This window comes from Dactylosporangium fulvum (genome assembly GCF_025137375.1).
GTDB classification, from domain to species: Bacteria; Actinomycetota; Actinomycetes; order Mycobacteriales; family Micromonosporaceae; genus Dactylosporangium; species Dactylosporangium fulvum.
Map to the genome: position 1 here is coordinate 813,463 of NZ_CP073720.1, position 13,525 is coordinate 826,987.

Here is a 13,525-nt window from a genome sequence, read left to right on the forward strand (position 1 = left end):
AAACTGCCATGCGCGCCACGCTCGGGGTCCTGCTGGGCCTCGCCGCGATGGGCCTAGCTGCCTGTGGCGAGGAGGGCTCCTCGGGCACCCAGGCGCCGCCGAGCGTGAGCGGGGCGGGCTGCGCCCCGGTTGCCGGGGACAAGCTCGTCGTCCTCGACGACGACAAGAAACTCCAGACGGCGGACAACATCATCCCAGCGATCAACGCGGGTGCCGCCGATCCGGCCCTCGTGGCCGCGCTGGACAAGGTCTCCGACGCCTTGACGACGGAGAAGCTCATCCAGCTCAACAAGGCGGTCGACGTCGACCACAAGACCTCGAAGGTGGCCGCCGAGGACTTCGCCAAGGCGGAGAACCTGACCACCGGGATCGAGAAGGGCAAGGGCGGACCGATCAAGATCGGCGCCGCCGACTTCTCGGAGAGCGCCACGCTCGGCGCTCTCTACGAGATCGCTCTCGACGCCGCGGGCTTCGACGCCACGGTGCAGACGATCGGCAAGCGCGAGGTGTACCTCGGGCAGCTCACCAAGGGCGACGTCCAGGTCGTCCCGGAGTACGCAGGAACCCTGACCGAGTTCATCAACGGCCAGGTCAACGGGGCCTCCGCCGCGCCACTCGCGTCGGGCGACCTGGACAAGACCGTGGTCGCGCTCAAGGACCTGGGCGCGAAGCAGGGCCTGGCCTTCGGCAAGGCGTCGAAGGCGGCCGACCAGAATGCGTTCGCGGTGACGACGGAGTTCGCCAACAAGAACGGCGTGAAGACGCTGAGTGACTTCGCCACGAAGTGCTCCGGCCAGGCCACCGTCCTGGGCGGTCCGGCGGAGTGCCCGCAGCGGCCGTTCTGCAAGCCGGGCCTGGAGAAGACCTACGGCATCCAGTTCGGCAAGGTGCTGAGCCTCGACGCCGGCGGCCCGCTGAGCAAGGAAGCATTGAAGAAGGGCAACGCCTCGATCACGCTCGTCTTCTCCTCGGACGGCTCGCTCGGCTGACCCTCGCAAGCAGGCGCATGCCCGTCCGTCCCCTCGCCGGAAGTGGGGATGGACGGGCATTTCGCTTGTGCTGAAGACTGGGTAAGGTCTGTGCTCATGCCGGCCGCGGAAACCACCGGGGGACTGCGGAGCGCCAAGCTGCTCCAGATTCTCTTCTGGTCTGGGGTCGGCCTCACTCCGCTGGCTGCATTGCTCCTCCTGATCGGGGACGGCTTTGTCCTGCAGGTGGCGGCGGTGCTGGCCGTCCTTGTCGTCCTCCTCATCGGACTGTCGATCGCGCTGCGCCGCGACAACGACTCGGTGCGCGGTGAGGTTGAAGAGCTGCTCTACGAAGAGGTCGACACGCTGCGTGACAACATCCGCGGCGACATCACCCACGCGGCGCGGCAGACCCACGGCCAACTCGTCGAGCGCATCAACGTCCTGCACGAGACCGTCGACGCGCTGCGCAACCAGGTCGACGTGATGCGCGGCCAGATGGAGCGTGCCGCGCAGCACCCGCAGCCGCCGCACCACACCGGTTCCGCGTCGGTGCCGCAGGGCGTTCTCCGGCACACCGAGACCGTGCAGGTCACCACCAAGACGATGGTCGTCGATCCGACCGATCAGCGGCGCGACGGCACCGTCTACGGCGCCCGGCCGCAGATTCCGCAGATTCCCCAGCAGCGCCGGCCGGACCGCTCGGAGCGGGAGCGCGGCGACTGGCCCGAGCAGGGCAGCGCAGAGCGGGGCGCGCGGCAGGAGCGCGGCGCCGACTCGTCCGGCGAGTGGGACGACGAGCGCGGCGGCCGTGGCGAGTGGGCGGACCGGGCGGACCGGCCCGAGCGCGGCCACGGCGTGCGCGGCACCGGTGATCCGGCGGTGTGGGCCGCTCGCGGCGGGCATCCCGATCGTGAGCCCGACCGTGGTGAGAGCCGCGGCGGCCACGGGCGCGGCGAGCCGGGCCGGGCCGAACGAGGTGAACGGAGCGACCGGACCGGTCGCGGCGACCGCAGTGACCTGGGTCAGCGTTCCGAGCGGATCAGCCGGTCCGAGCGCACCGAGCGACCCGGCCGGACCGATGCGGCGGGCGAGGAGTCGTGGTCCGGACGGGACGACGCCTCCGGCGAGGAGTCCTGGACCGAGCGGCTCATACACGAGCGGATGGCGCGCGGGGATGCCGACCGGCCGGAGAGCCAGTCGCGTGGCGGCGGGCGACGGCGGGCGTACGACCCCGACGACGAGGGCAACGTGACCGGCGTGCGGACAACGGACCGGTGGGCGTCGGTGCACAGCGACGAGCGGGGCGGCCGCGAGCTGCGCATGGGTGAGCGCCGGGCGGCGGTGCACAACGACGAGACCGGCACCCACGTCCGGATCGAGGACCGCTGGGCGACGGTACGGCACGAGGAGTTCTACGCCGGCGACGACCGCGCCGAGGAGTCGCGCCGGGAGGGCCCGCGCCGCTCGGCGGCCCGCCGCGAGCGCGAGCGCGACTGGGCGTCGGGCGAGCACGAGCGGGCAGGGCGCCACGGCACCGCCGACGCGGGCACCGACTGGGCCGAGCGCACTGCGCGTGAGCTGGCCCGCGACACCGGGCGGTCCGGCGGGCACCATGCCCGCGAGGACGGGGCGCACTGGTCGGAGAGCAGCTACGAGGAGGCGCGGCGGGACGACAGCGGCGGCACGCGCTGGTCGGAGGTCCGCCGCGAGCGGCATGGCCTGCCGGGCGCCGCCGCCGCGCTGCCGGCTGCGCCCGCCGAGCCGGCGTCGCGCTGGACCCCGAGCCTGGCCAACCCGGCGCGGGACGAGGAGCGGGTCTCCCGCCGTGCCGGCCCGTCGGACGACGACGAGGAGTACGGCTGGAACGGCGGCCGCGACGAGCCGCGCGGCCGGGCGACCCGCCAGATCGTCGACTTCGAGGGCAACGACGACCGCTGGCGCTGACCGGCGCTACTTGTCGATGTCGCCGACCACGAAGAACATCGAGCCGAGGATCGCGATCAGATCGGGGACCAGCGTGCCCGGCAGCAGCGTCGACAGGGCCTGGACGTTGGAATACGAGGCGGTGCGCAGCTTCAGCCGCCACGGCGTCTTCTCGCCGCGGGACACCAGGTAGTAGCCGTTGACGCCGAGCGGGTTCTCCGTCCAGGCGTACGTGTGCCCCTCCGGCGCCTTCACGACCTTCGGCAGCCGCACGTTGACCGGCCCGGTCAGCTGGTCGACCCGGTCGAGGCAGGCCTGCGCGAGGTCCAGCGACACGTAGACCTGGTCGAGCAGCACCTCGAACCGGGAGTGGCAGTCGCCGGCCGTGCGGGTCACGACGGGGACGGACAGCTCGCCGTAGGCCAGGTAGGGCTCGTCGCGCCGCAGGTCGAAGTCGAGCCCCGACGCCCGCCCCACCGGACCGGAGGCGCCGAACGCGGCGGCGTCGGCCGCCGACAGCACCCCGACGCCGACCGTGCGGGCCAGGAAGATCTCGTTGCGGCGGATCAGGTCGTCGAGGTCGGGCATGCGGCGGCGGACCTGGTCGATGGCGGCCCGGGCGCGGGTGGTCCAGCCGGCCGGCACCTCCTCCTTGAGGCCGCCGACGCGGTTGTACATGTAGTGCATCCGGCCGCCGGACGCCTCCTCGAGGACCGCCTGGATCGTCTCGCGCTCGCGGAACGCGTAGAACATCGGTGTGATGGCACCGATCTCCAGCGGATAGGAGCCGAGGAACATGAGGTGGTTGAGCACCCGGTTGAGCTCGGCGAGGGCGGTGCGCAGCCAGACGGCGCGCTCGGGGACATCGATGCCCATGAGTCGTTCGACGGCGAGCACCACGCCGAGCTCGTTGCAGAACGCCGACAGCCAGTCGTGCCGGTTGGCCAGCATGATGATCTGCCGGTAGTCGCGCACCTCGAAGAGCTTCTCGGCGCCGCGGTGCATGTAGCCGATGATCGGCTCGGCGCTGATCACCCGCTCGCCGTCGAGGACGAGCTTGAGCCGCAGCACGCCGTGGGTCGACGGGTGCTGTGGTCCGATGTTGAGCACCATGTCGGCCGTTTCCAGCCCGGTGCCGGTCCCGACCGTCAGCTCTGAGGTCATGCTGCTGAGTCTACGAGCGCCACTCGTGTCACAGGTCCTGCAGGATGCGCAGCGCGCGCGAGACGCTGTGCATGGTGCTGGTGTCGGCCACCGCGACCCGCTCGACGAACCAGCGCTTCAGCGGCGACGACAGCCGGTCGGGCATGACAACGAGGTCGTCGAGCTCGACCGCGAGCGGCGAGTCGCGCAGCTCCTCCCGGTCGGTGACCTCGGCGACGATGACCACCGGCACGTCGGTGCTGTTGAAGACGTCCGAACTGATGATCAGCCCGAGCCGCTCCCGGGCACCCTTGATGAGCCAGACCTCACCGCGCCGCACGGCGCCCGCTGAAGATCTCGGCGTCGACGAGCGCGATCTCTTCTTCGTCCGCGAGCGCGGTCGCCTCCAGGTCGAACTTCGCGTGGCGCACCGCCTCCGCGTGGGCGGAGAAGACCTCCCGCAGCACGCGCTCCTGCGCCGCCCGGTCGATCCAGGCGCTGAGCGACACGCCCTCCCGCTCGGCCCACTGCCGCGCGTCGGCGATGGTCTGGTCGGAGAACGACAGGGTCACCTTGGCTGTCATAGGTATTAACGGTACTGCTGGTATGACTATTTGTCACACCCAGCGCAACACCCAGGAGTGCCCGCCGAGGCCGGCCGGGTCGGTGAGCTCGGCCGCCGCGCCGGCCCGGGCGAGCGCGCGCACGTAGGCGACCGGGTCCGACGAGGCCAGGGCCAGGGGCGGCCGCCCGCCGTCGACGCCCAGCAGCCGCAGCGCGGTGCGCTGGTCGAGCACCATGTGGTGCTCCAGCGAGTCCAGTGCCACGGCCACCGTGAGGTCGCAGCTGCCGTCCGGCACCGGCTCGACCTCCCGGCCCTCCCGGAACCCGGTCAGCGTGCCGAAGAGCGGCCGGCCGGCGCGAACGTGGCCGTAGTCGACGGCGAGCGCCAGCCCGCGCTCGACGCCGGCGACGGCCGACGCCCAGGCCGCGTCCCGAGGGCCGCCGATCTCGGCCCGCGCGCCCGGCGGCGCGTCGTCGAGCGGCCACCAGCGCTCGAGCCAGGCGGCGTCGGCGGGATCCAGCGGTTCGCCGGACGTCGCCAGCGTGTCCAGCAGATACCGCGGGCGTCCCGACGGATCCACCTCCACGATGTCCACCGGGACGTTGTCGAGCCACTCCGTCGCGATCAGCAGACCGTTGACGCCCCCGGGCGGCGACGCGGCCCACGCGATCGCGGGCGGCAGGTCCGCCGGGCGCGGCGCCATCTCCACGCCGACCGGCGCGACCCGCCGCGCGACCTGCGCGGGCAGCGCCGCGAGGACACCTTGGAGCAGTTCGCCGCGACCGGCACCGACGTCGACCAGGTCGAGCGGGTCGGGCCGGTCGAGGGCGGCGTCGAGCCGGCACAGCAGCGTGGCGATCGCGCCGGCGAACAGCGGCGACGCCAGCGCACTGGTCCGGAAGTGGGCGGCGGGTGCGGCACCCGGTCGGACGAAGAAGCCCTCAGGGCCGTAGAGCGCCGACGCCATCGCCTGCCGCCATCGGATCACAGGAACACTCTGCCCTCACCGCGGTAGGTCGGCACCACGTCCACGATCGTGTCGCCCGAGACGAGGTGCACCTCGTTGACGTGTTCGCACAGTTCGCCCGCCTTGGCGTGCCGGAAGTAGACGCGGTCGCCGACGCGCAACCCGGCCGCACCCGGACCGGTGAGCGGCGTCTGCACCTCGCCGGCGCCCTCGGTCCCGATGAGCCGCAGCCCCTCCGGCAGCCAGGGCAGCGGCTGACGGGCCGGCGACGTCTCGCCCGACGCGATCCAGCCGCCGCCGAGGGTCGTGGCGTGCCGCGGGTCGGGCCGGCGCACCACCGAGAGCGCGAAGAACGCGGCGGGCTGCGGGCGCCACCTGCGGTACCCGTCGAAGAGCCAGGGGCCGAAGAGCCCCGATCCGGCGGCCACCTCGGTCACCGCCGGGTCGCCGGCCGTCGCGGCGACGCTGCCGGTCCCGCCGCCGTTGACGAACTCCAGCTCGGCGTGTTTGCGCACCTCGGCGACGACGGCGGCCCGACGGGACACCAGCTCCGGGAACGAGCGGGACTGGATCAGCCGGATCAGCGCGCCGCGCACCGGCCGGCCGGGTGGCGCGTCACCCAGCCCGGCGATCTGCGCCTCGTACGACATCACGCCGACCAGCCGGAAACCGGGCCGTCCGGCGACGGCGGCGGCCAGCTCGCCGGCCTGGCGGGCACTGTGGACGGGCGAGCGCCGCACGCCGATGTGGACGCCGCTCACCGGACGCCAGGAGGCGTCGAGGTCGATGCACACCCGCACCGGGGCGGCCCGCTCCGCGGCGGGGATCGCGGCGTCCACCAGGTCGAGCTGCGCGGTGCTGTCCACCATCACGGTGACGGTCGCGGCGAGCTTCTCGTCGGTGGCCAGCCGGCGCAGTGCCGCCCGGTCCGCGGTCGGGTAGGCCACCAGGACGTCGTCCGCCGTCCCCTGCTCGGCCAGCCAGATGGCCTCCGGAAGAGTGAACGCCATGACACCGCGCCAGCCCGGCCGGGCGAGGGTCCGCTCGATGAGCGCGCGCACCCGCACCGACTTGCTGGGCACCCGCAGCGGCTTGCCGGCCGCCCGCGCGACCATGGCCGAACCGTTGGCGTCGAAGGCATCGAGGTCCACGATCGCGAACGGCGGATCGAGGTGGGCGGTGGCCCGGTCGTAGCGGGCCTGCTGTGCGGCACGTGAGCTGGACACGACTCACCGTACCGAGCCCCGAACTAAAGTGAAAGAACCTCGCGTACACCGGTGCGGCAGGACACGGCCGGCCGGAACGTGTGCCTGTAGCGTGAGAGCCGTAGGTACGACGGAGGAGGTGTCGTCATCGCCAGCAGTGACCTGTCCGGCTTGGGGGAGCTCAAGGCGGTCCTGCGTATCCGGGCGTTCCGCCGCCTCTGGGCGGTGCTCGGATTCTCCTCCCTCGGTGACTGGCTCGGCCTGCTCGCCGCGGCGACGTTCGCCGCGGCGCAGGTGTCCAACTCCACCGCGCAGGGCGTCGCCTTCGGCTCGGTGATCGCCGTCCGCCTTCTGCCGGCCCTGATCCTGGGGCCGGTCGCCGGTGTGTTCGCCGACCGGTTCGACCGCCGGTACACGATGGTCGTCTCCGACCTGCTGCGATTCCTGTTCTTCGCCTCCATCCCGGCGGCCGCGCTGATCGTCGACGACGGTGCGCTCGTGGTCGCGTGGACCGCGATCGCGACGTTCGTCATCGAGACGGTCGCGATGATCTGGACGCCGGCCAAGGAGGCGGCGGTGCCCAACCTGCTGCCCCGGGCCCGCCTGGAGACCGCCAACCAGCTGACGCTCGCCACGACCTACGGCCTCACGCCGGTCGCCGCCGCCACCGTGCTCATCGGCCTGCAGTGGCTGGTCGCGGCCCTCTTCGGCGCCGACGGGCCGCGCTGGGCGGAGCCGAGCAACCTCGCGCTGTGGTTCAACGCGCTGACGTTCCTCGCGACCGCGCTCACCGTGTTCTTCGGTATCAAGGAGATCAGCGGCCGGCGCACCGCCGGCGTCGAGCGCAGGCCCGGCATGCTGCGGGAGTTCAGCCAGGGCTGGGCCTTCGTCAGCCGCACCCCGCTCGTGCGCGGGCTCGTCCTCGGCATCTTCGGCGCCTTCGCCGGCGGCGGTGTCGTCGTCGGGACGGCCAAGTTCTACGCCGTCTCGCTGAGCGCCGGCGACGCCGCGTTCTACCTGCTGTTCGGCGTGCTCTTCCTGGGCCTCGGCATCGGCATCGCGGCCGGGCCGCGGCTCGTCGGCGCGCTGTCCCGGCGCCGCTGGTTCGGCCTGTCCATCATCCTGGCCGCCGGATCCGTGCTGATCCTCGCGCTGGCCACCCACCTCACCATCGCCGTCGCGGGCGCGCTGCTCGTCGGCGTGGGCGCGGGCATGGCGTTCCTGTCCGGCACCACGCTGCTCGGCGGCGAGGTCACCGACGCCATGCGCGGCCGCGCGTTCGCCTTCGTGCAGACCGGCACCCGCGTGGTGCTGATGCTGACCATCTCGCTGTCCAGCGTCATCGTCGGCGCCGGCGGCACCCGCACGCTCAACCTCGGCATCACACAGGTCGACGTCTCCAGCACCCGTCCGCTGCTCGCGCTCGCCGGCGTGTTCGGCGTGATCGCCGGGGTCTTCGCCCTGCGGCAGATGGACGACAAGAAGGGCGTGCCGATCGTCGCCGACCTCATCGGCTCGATCCGCGGCCGCCCGCTCAGCCCCGCCGAGCCGAAGGCGGCGCAGGGGCTGTTCATCGTGTTCGAGGGCGGCGAGGGCGCCGGCAAGTCGACCCAGGTCCAGCAGTTGGCCGACGCGCTGCGGAAGATCGGCCGGGACGTGGTGGTGACCCACGAGCCGGGCGCGACCCCGGTGGGCTCGCGCATCCGCAGCCTGGTCCTGGACCCGCCGGAGCGGAACGGCGACGTGGTCACCCCGCGGGCCGAGGCGCTGCTCTACGCGGCCGACCGGGCGCACCACGTGGCGTCGGTGGTCCGCCCCGCCCTCAACCGGGGCGCGGTGGTCATCAGCGACCGGTATGTCGACTCCTCGCTGGCCTACCAGGGCGCCGGCCGCACGCTGCCGGTCGACGAGGTGTCGTGGCTGTCGAAGTGGGCGACCGGAGGGCTGAAGCCGGATCTGGTCGTACTGCTCGATCTGGATCCCGCGATCGGGCTCGAGCGGGCCGGCAAGCGCGGCGCGGCCGACCGGCTGGAGAGTGAGTCCCTGGCGTTCCACGAGCGGGTCCGCTACGCGTTCCTCGACCTGGCGTCCGCCGACCCCAGCCGCTACCTGGTCCTCGACGCCACCAATCCGGTCGACGCGCTCGCCGCCGGGGTCCTGCAACGCGTGCGGCACCTGATGCCCGCCGTGGAGTCGGAGCTGGAAGAGGTGCTCGAGGACGTCGCCGAAACCGTGACCGCGCTGACCGGCAGCGAGCTGACCGGTCCGGAAGAGCGGGGCTCCCGGGTATGACCCCGCCGATCTTCGCGGAGCTGGTCGGTCAGGACGCCGCCGTGGCGACGCTCAGCCGCGCCGTGGAGGCGGCCGACGCGATCGTCCGCGGCGAGCCGCAGGACGGGCAGGGCATGACCCACGCCTGGCTGTTCACCGGCCCGCCCGGCTCCGGGCGGTCGGTCGCCGCCCGCACGTTCGCGGCCGCGCTGCAGTGCCCCAACGGCGGCTGCGGCGAGTGCCAGGCCTGCCACACCGCGCTCACCGGCACGCACGCCGACGTCCGGTTCGTGGTGCCGGAAGGGCTCTCGATCGCGGTCGGCGAGATGCGCGCCCTCGTGCTGCGCGCGGCCAGCTCGCCGACGCAGGGCCGCTGGCAGGTGCTGCTCGTCGAGGACGCCGACCGGCTCACCGAGGCTGCCGGCAACGCCCTGCTCAAGGCGGTCGAGGAGCCGCCGTCCCGCACGGTGTTCCTGCTGTGCACACCGAGCACGCACCCCGACGACATCTCCGTCACGATCCGGTCGCGCTGCCGTGTCGTGTCGCTGCGGCAGCCACCGGCCGAGGCCATCGCGACCGTTCTGTGCCGCCGGGACGGCACCGACGAGCAGACCGCCGCCTGGGCCGCCGCGGCCTCCCAGGGACACGTCGGCCGGGCCCGCCGGCTGGCGCGCGACCCGCAGGCCCGCGCCCGGCGTGACGCCGTGCTGGCCGTGCCGCGCCGGCTCACCGGCATCGGCGCCGCGTTCGACGCCGCGAGCGCGCTCATCGAGGCTGCCGAGGCGGAGGCCGCCGCGTCCGTCGCCGAGACCGATGCCAAGGAACGCTCGGCGCTGGAGACCGCGCTGGGCGTCGGTGGCACCGGCAAGGGTGCGGCGGGTGCCGCCCGAGGGTCCGCGGGCCAGCTGAAGGATCTGGAGCGCCGCCAGCGGTCCCGCGCGACCCGGGCGCAGCGCGACTCGCTGGACCGCGCGCTGGTCGACCTCGCCGGGTTCTACCGCGACGTGCTGGTGCACTCGTTCACCGCACGGGTCGAGCCGGTCCACGGCGACACCGCCGAGCTGGCCGCGGCGGCCGCTGAGAAGTGGACTCCGGAGAGCACGCTGCGCCGCCTGGAGGCGGTGCTGGAGTGCCGGACCGCGATCGAGGTCAATGTCAAGCCGCGCATCGCGGTCGAGGCGATGATGCTCGCGCTCTGGCGCGGCTGAGTTATCCACAGGTTCCGATCCGGTCTTTCGCCGTAACTGTGTGGTGCCGTACGGTCACCCGGGGAGGCGACATGGGGCGCGAGATCGACGAGTCGTGGATCGAGGAAGCGGTGGAGCGGTATCGCCGCATCGACGCGCTGCTCGCCGAGTTCGACCGGGCGGTCAGGTCCGTCGAGGTGTCGGTGCGGTCGGCCGACGGCGCCGTCGAGGTGGTGGTCACCGCCGACGGCACGATCCGCGACGTCCGCATCGAGGAGCGCCCGCAAGGTCGCGTCGCCGACGTCTCCCGCTCGGTCCGCGAGGCGGTCACCGCTGCCGCCGACGCGGCCGTCTGGGCGCGGCAGAAGCTGCACGCCGAGACGTTCGGTGACTACCGGTCGCTTCACGGGGGGACACATGAGGCTCGATGACCTCGCCGGTCGGCTCGAAGCCGCCGGTGACGAGCTCGCCGGGGCGAGCACCACGATGGGACTCATCGACCCGGGCGCCCGCACGCTCGGCGGCGACGGGGCCGGCGGCCTGGGTGAGCTGGGCCGTGCGCTGCACCGCCAGCTGACCACGGCGGTGACCGCCCGGGGGCGGGAGGCCGCGGAACACGGCGCCCGTCTCGCCGACACCGCCCAGGCGGTGCGCCTGGTCGCGAGCGGCTATCGCGGCGCCGACGAGGAGGCCCGCTCCTGATGGACGCCCTCGAACGCCTCTCCGGCGTGGGTGGCGACCTGCTGCGGCACGTCGACGCGGCCCTCGTCGAGGGCGGCGCACCCGCCGACGACCAGATCTGGCCCCTGCTGCGCAGGGTGGGTGCCCTGCCCGGCGACGCCCTCGACTTCGCGCTGCGCCTCGACGCCCCGGCGTTGCGGATCGCGGCGGGGGAGCTGCGCGCGATCGCCGACCGCTTCGCGCACGAGCGCGACCGCCTGACGGCCGACGTCGGGCGCAGTGCCTGGGAGGGCACCGGCGCCGAGGCGTTCGCCGCGGTGTGGCGGTCGCTGTCCGTCCACATAGGACCGGGCACCGATCCCGCGACGATCTGCGGTCGCCTGCTCGCCACGGCGTCCTATGTGGACGGCCTGGTCGACTGGGCGGTCCACCTGCGAGGGGAGATGGCCGAGGCGGTCGCGCGGGCCGTCTCGTCGGCGGAGGCGGTGACGCTGCGGGCGGCGGCCGGCGCGGCGTTCGCGGGCGGCGCGGGGTTCGCGGGCGGCGGTTTCGCGGCGGGTGCGGCGGTTGCGGGCGGCGCGCTTGTGGGCGGCGGTTTCGCGGCGGGTGCGGCGGTTGCGGGCGGCGCGCCGGCCGGCGGGCTTGCCGGTGACGGGCGTCCGCCGGTGTCGGCGGTCGTCGAGGCGGCGGCCCGGATCGGTGCTCGGATCCTGCGACCGGCCGCCGACGCCGTCACGGCCGCCGAGGCGCTGCGGTCGCGGTGGTCGCCGGAGTTGGCCGAGCTGGTGTACGCGGCGCCCGAGGTGCCGTCCGGGCACTCCTCGCCGACGGTGACCCGGGTCGAGCTGTGAGCCGTCCCAACGGGGCGCCGCCCGGGCAGCCGATGGGGGTGGCTGCACGGGCGGCGAAGGGGTTGGGGGTGGTCGGTTCCGGGACCGGCGCCGAGCGGAGCGACGCCGGGACCGGCGTCATGCGTTGCGGCGCCGAGACATGATCAGGAAGAAGCGGCCGGCGACGAGGAGCAGCAGCCCGGCGCCGAGGACGATGCCCACGCCCGGTCCGGTGACCGGCAGTGTGCCGCCGCCACCGTCGCCGCCACCGACACCGCCGCCACCGCCGTAGCCGTCGTCATCGTCGTCGTCGCCGTAACCGCCGCCCTTCGGCGCGGCCGCGGCGGCCTCCAGCGAGCACACGCCCAGGTCGAGGACCGTCGCCTGGTCGACCTTCGGGCGGTCGTTGTTGCCGTAGCCGTCCGAGGCGCTCTTCCACTTCGTCCGGACGATGAGCTTGACGCGCACCGAGGCGGCCTTCGCGTACACGCCGGTGGCGCTGGTCTGCTGCTCCACCTTGCCCAGCTCGACCCGCAGGACGACCACCTTGGCCGGTCGCGCCGACGTGCTCTCGGTGGGGCCCTGCACCGACGTGCCACCGCCCAGGACGCCCGTCAGCTTGCCCACCTCGGGCAGGCCGGGCAGGTTCAGCAGCACATCGGGCACCGTGCCGATCACGCCGCCCAGCGAGCCCGTCAGCGTGCTCGTCACGCCGGTGAGCAGGTCCAGCAGCGGCAGCCCGGCGACCGGCAATCCTTCGGCGCGGCCCAGGTCCTCGGCGGCCGCACGACCGGCGGCGTCGACGGGCACGACCACGTCGATGTGCGAGCCGGCGGAGGAGAGCCGGACGGGGGAGCGGCCGGGCGCGGTCACCTCGAGGACCGGCGCGGTGTAGTCGACGGTCTTCTTGTTGCCGGCGACGACCTTCAGCTGGGGCGGGCTGACGACCCGCACGCCGATGCCCGACGTGCCGCTCGCGAGCAGCTGGAAGTCGGCGATCCCGCCGGTCGCGGTGGCCGCGGCGCCGCTCTTGTCGACGCCGGTGACCGTCGAGCTGTGCACCGCGCCGAGCCGCACCAGGGCCCGGCCGCCGCGTCCCGGCAGCACGGTCAGGCCCGCGAGCTCGGCCTCCGCGGTGGACCGGGGGCCCGCCCCCGGGTCGCACTTGCCGGCGTCCTTCCAGGTCGCGTGGGCGCTCAGCCCGCCGGTACCGACCGACAGCGCACCCAGGTCGACGCCCCGCATCGGCACCGTGGCGGGCCGGTCGTTCGGCGGCGGCGCCTGCTGGTAGGCGACGGGGCTCAGAATGCCCGCGGGCAGGATGCCCTGGACGTACCGGGCGTCGGCCGCGGCGCGGGCCGGCCCGCCGGCGAAGCCCGAGTGGGCGGTCGCGACCCGCAGCTCCGGCAGCCGCGGAAGGTTGATGCCGAGACCGCGCAGGTCGATGCCGCCGAGCGCGATGGTGTTACTCGCGGCTGTGGCGCCGAAGCCGTCGGGGCAGCCCGCATTGGCCGGTGCCGCTGCCGCGGGTGCCGCGAACGCGACCGGGCTCAATGCGCCGACGATCCCCAAGGTGGCGAGGGCGGCGAGGTACCGGGCTGTTTTTGGGCGCGCGAAAGCAACAGGTTCCGTCATTGCGTGAGGTCCTCCGAGACCGGGAGTGCGGGGGTGCTCGCCGTCGGGCGTGCCACTGCTGCCCCCAACGAGCCTTTTCCGGCCGGAGTTACGCCTACGTTTGCAGTCCCATCCGCACTAGTAACGACGAACCCTCTGGAATGGCAA

The 13,525-nt window shown here is 73.6% G+C and carries 13 protein-coding genes; 7 read left to right on the forward strand and 6 right to left on the reverse strand.

Annotated features, from left to right (window positions below):
- Window positions 1-8 precede the first annotated feature (8 nt).
- Together Dfulv_RS03705 and Dfulv_RS03710 are read left to right on the forward strand one after the other, a co-directional pair.
- Entirely contained in the window at window positions 9-989 is a 981-nt protein-coding gene (locus Dfulv_RS03705) for a glycine betaine ABC transporter substrate-binding protein (protein ID WP_259861199.1), read from the forward strand.
- A 96-nt stretch (window positions 990-1,085) separates the two neighbouring features.
- On the forward strand, window positions 1,086-2,915 hold the full coding sequence (locus Dfulv_RS03710) for a hypothetical protein (protein WP_259861200.1): 1,830 nt from the start codon (window positions 1,086-1,088) through the stop codon (window positions 2,913-2,915).
- A gap of 6 nt (window positions 2,916-2,921) precedes the next feature.
- Here Dfulv_RS03710 and Dfulv_RS03715 read toward each other — a convergent pair whose 3' ends face one another.
- From Dfulv_RS03715 to Dfulv_RS03735, 5 genes are read right to left on the reverse strand one after another with little or no spacing between them, the layout of a single operon-like run.
- Entirely contained in the window at window positions 2,922-4,058 is a 1,137-nt protein-coding gene (locus tag Dfulv_RS03715) for an NADH-quinone oxidoreductase subunit D (protein WP_259861201.1), read from the reverse strand.
- A 28-nt stretch (window positions 4,059-4,086) separates the two neighbouring features.
- On the reverse strand, window positions 4,087-4,377 hold the full coding sequence (locus tag Dfulv_RS03720) for a type II toxin-antitoxin system PemK/MazF family toxin (RefSeq protein WP_259861202.1): 291 nt from the start codon (window positions 4,375-4,377) through the stop codon (window positions 4,087-4,089).
- Window positions 4,364-4,621, reverse strand: a complete 258-nt coding sequence (locus Dfulv_RS03725; protein ID WP_259861203.1) for a DUF6364 family protein — start codon at window positions 4,619-4,621, stop codon at window positions 4,364-4,366. Before Dfulv_RS03725 ends, Dfulv_RS03720 begins: the two co-directional genes overlap by 14 nt.
- 33 nt (window positions 4,622-4,654) lie before the next feature.
- Window positions 4,655-5,569 carry an SAM-dependent methyltransferase gene (locus Dfulv_RS03730; RefSeq protein ID WP_259867374.1) on the reverse strand — a complete coding sequence of 305 codons (915 nt, stop codon included), beginning with the start codon at window positions 5,567-5,569 and terminating at the stop codon, window positions 4,655-4,657.
- Window positions 5,570-5,586: 17 nt separating this feature from the next.
- Window positions 5,587-6,795 carry an amino acid deaminase/aldolase gene (locus tag Dfulv_RS03735; RefSeq protein WP_259861205.1) on the reverse strand — a complete coding sequence of 403 codons (1,209 nt, stop codon included), beginning with the start codon at window positions 6,793-6,795 and terminating at the stop codon, window positions 5,587-5,589.
- A gap of 204 nt (window positions 6,796-6,999) precedes the next feature.
- On the opposite strand from Dfulv_RS03735, the gene tmk reads away from it, so the two are divergent.
- From tmk to Dfulv_RS03760, 5 genes are all read left to right on the forward strand, one after another.
- Window positions 7,000-9,066 carry a dTMP kinase gene (tmk, locus tag Dfulv_RS03740; RefSeq protein ID WP_319805827.1) on the forward strand — a complete coding sequence of 689 codons (2,067 nt, stop codon included), beginning with the start codon at window positions 7,000-7,002 and terminating at the stop codon, window positions 9,064-9,066.
- Window positions 9,063-10,253 carry a DNA polymerase III subunit delta' gene (locus tag Dfulv_RS03745; protein ID WP_259861206.1) on the forward strand — a complete coding sequence of 397 codons (1,191 nt, stop codon included), beginning with the start codon at window positions 9,063-9,065 and terminating at the stop codon, window positions 10,251-10,253. The genes tmk and Dfulv_RS03745 overlap by 4 nt, the downstream gene beginning before the upstream one ends.
- Window positions 10,254-10,324: 71 nt before the next feature.
- A complete protein-coding gene (locus Dfulv_RS03750; protein WP_259861207.1) occupies window positions 10,325-10,663 on the forward strand; it encodes a YbaB/EbfC family nucleoid-associated protein in 339 nt (112 codons plus the stop codon).
- The gene (locus Dfulv_RS03755) at window positions 10,650-10,934 is read left to right on the forward strand and encodes a hypothetical protein (RefSeq protein ID WP_259861208.1); all 285 of its coding nucleotides are present in this window, start codon (window positions 10,650-10,652) and stop codon (window positions 10,932-10,934) included. Before Dfulv_RS03750 ends, Dfulv_RS03755 begins: the two co-directional genes overlap by 14 nt.
- A complete protein-coding gene (locus Dfulv_RS03760; RefSeq protein WP_259861209.1) occupies window positions 10,934-11,764 on the forward strand; it encodes a WXG100 family type VII secretion target in 831 nt (276 codons plus the stop codon). The genes Dfulv_RS03755 and Dfulv_RS03760 overlap by 1 nt, the downstream gene beginning before the upstream one ends.
- Before the next feature lie 117 nt (window positions 11,765-11,881).
- On the opposite strand, the gene Dfulv_RS03765 is transcribed toward Dfulv_RS03760, so the two are convergent.
- Entirely contained in the window at window positions 11,882-13,378 is a 1,497-nt protein-coding gene (locus tag Dfulv_RS03765; RefSeq protein ID WP_259861210.1) for a hypothetical protein, read from the reverse strand.
- Window positions 13,379-13,525 lie beyond the last annotated feature (147 nt).

Bases quoted from the DNA above. Each gene is read 5' to 3' on its own strand.
- Dfulv_RS03705 (WP_259861199.1), top strand. From the start codon at position 9: ATGCGCGCCACGCTCGGGGTCCTGCTGGGCCTCGCCGCGATGGGCCTA.
- Dfulv_RS03710 (WP_259861200.1), top strand. From the start codon at position 1,086: ATGCCGGCCGCGGAAACCACCGGGGGACTGCGGAGCGCCAAGCTGCTC.
- Dfulv_RS03715 (WP_259861201.1), bottom strand. From the start codon at position 4,058: ATGACCTCAGAGCTGACGGTCGGGACCGGCACCGGGCTGGAAACGGCC.
- Dfulv_RS03725 (WP_259861203.1), bottom strand. From the start codon at position 4,621: ATGACAGCCAAGGTGACCCTGTCGTTCTCCGACCAGACCATCGCCGAC.
- Dfulv_RS03730 (WP_259867374.1), bottom strand. From the start codon at position 5,569: ATGGCGTCGGCGCTCTACGGCCCTGAGGGCTTCTTCGTCCGACCGGGT.
- Dfulv_RS03745 (WP_259861206.1), top strand. From the start codon at position 9,063: ATGACCCCGCCGATCTTCGCGGAGCTGGTCGGTCAGGACGCCGCCGTG.
- Dfulv_RS03750 (WP_259861207.1), top strand. From the start codon at position 10,325: ATGGGGCGCGAGATCGACGAGTCGTGGATCGAGGAAGCGGTGGAGCGG.
- Dfulv_RS03755 (WP_259861208.1), top strand. From the start codon at position 10,650: ATGAGGCTCGATGACCTCGCCGGTCGGCTCGAAGCCGCCGGTGACGAG.
- Dfulv_RS03760 (WP_259861209.1), top strand. From the start codon at position 10,934: ATGGACGCCCTCGAACGCCTCTCCGGCGTGGGTGGCGACCTGCTGCGG.
- Dfulv_RS03765 (WP_259861210.1), bottom strand. From the start codon at position 13,378: ATGACGGAACCTGTTGCTTTCGCGCGCCCAAAAACAGCCCGGTACCTC.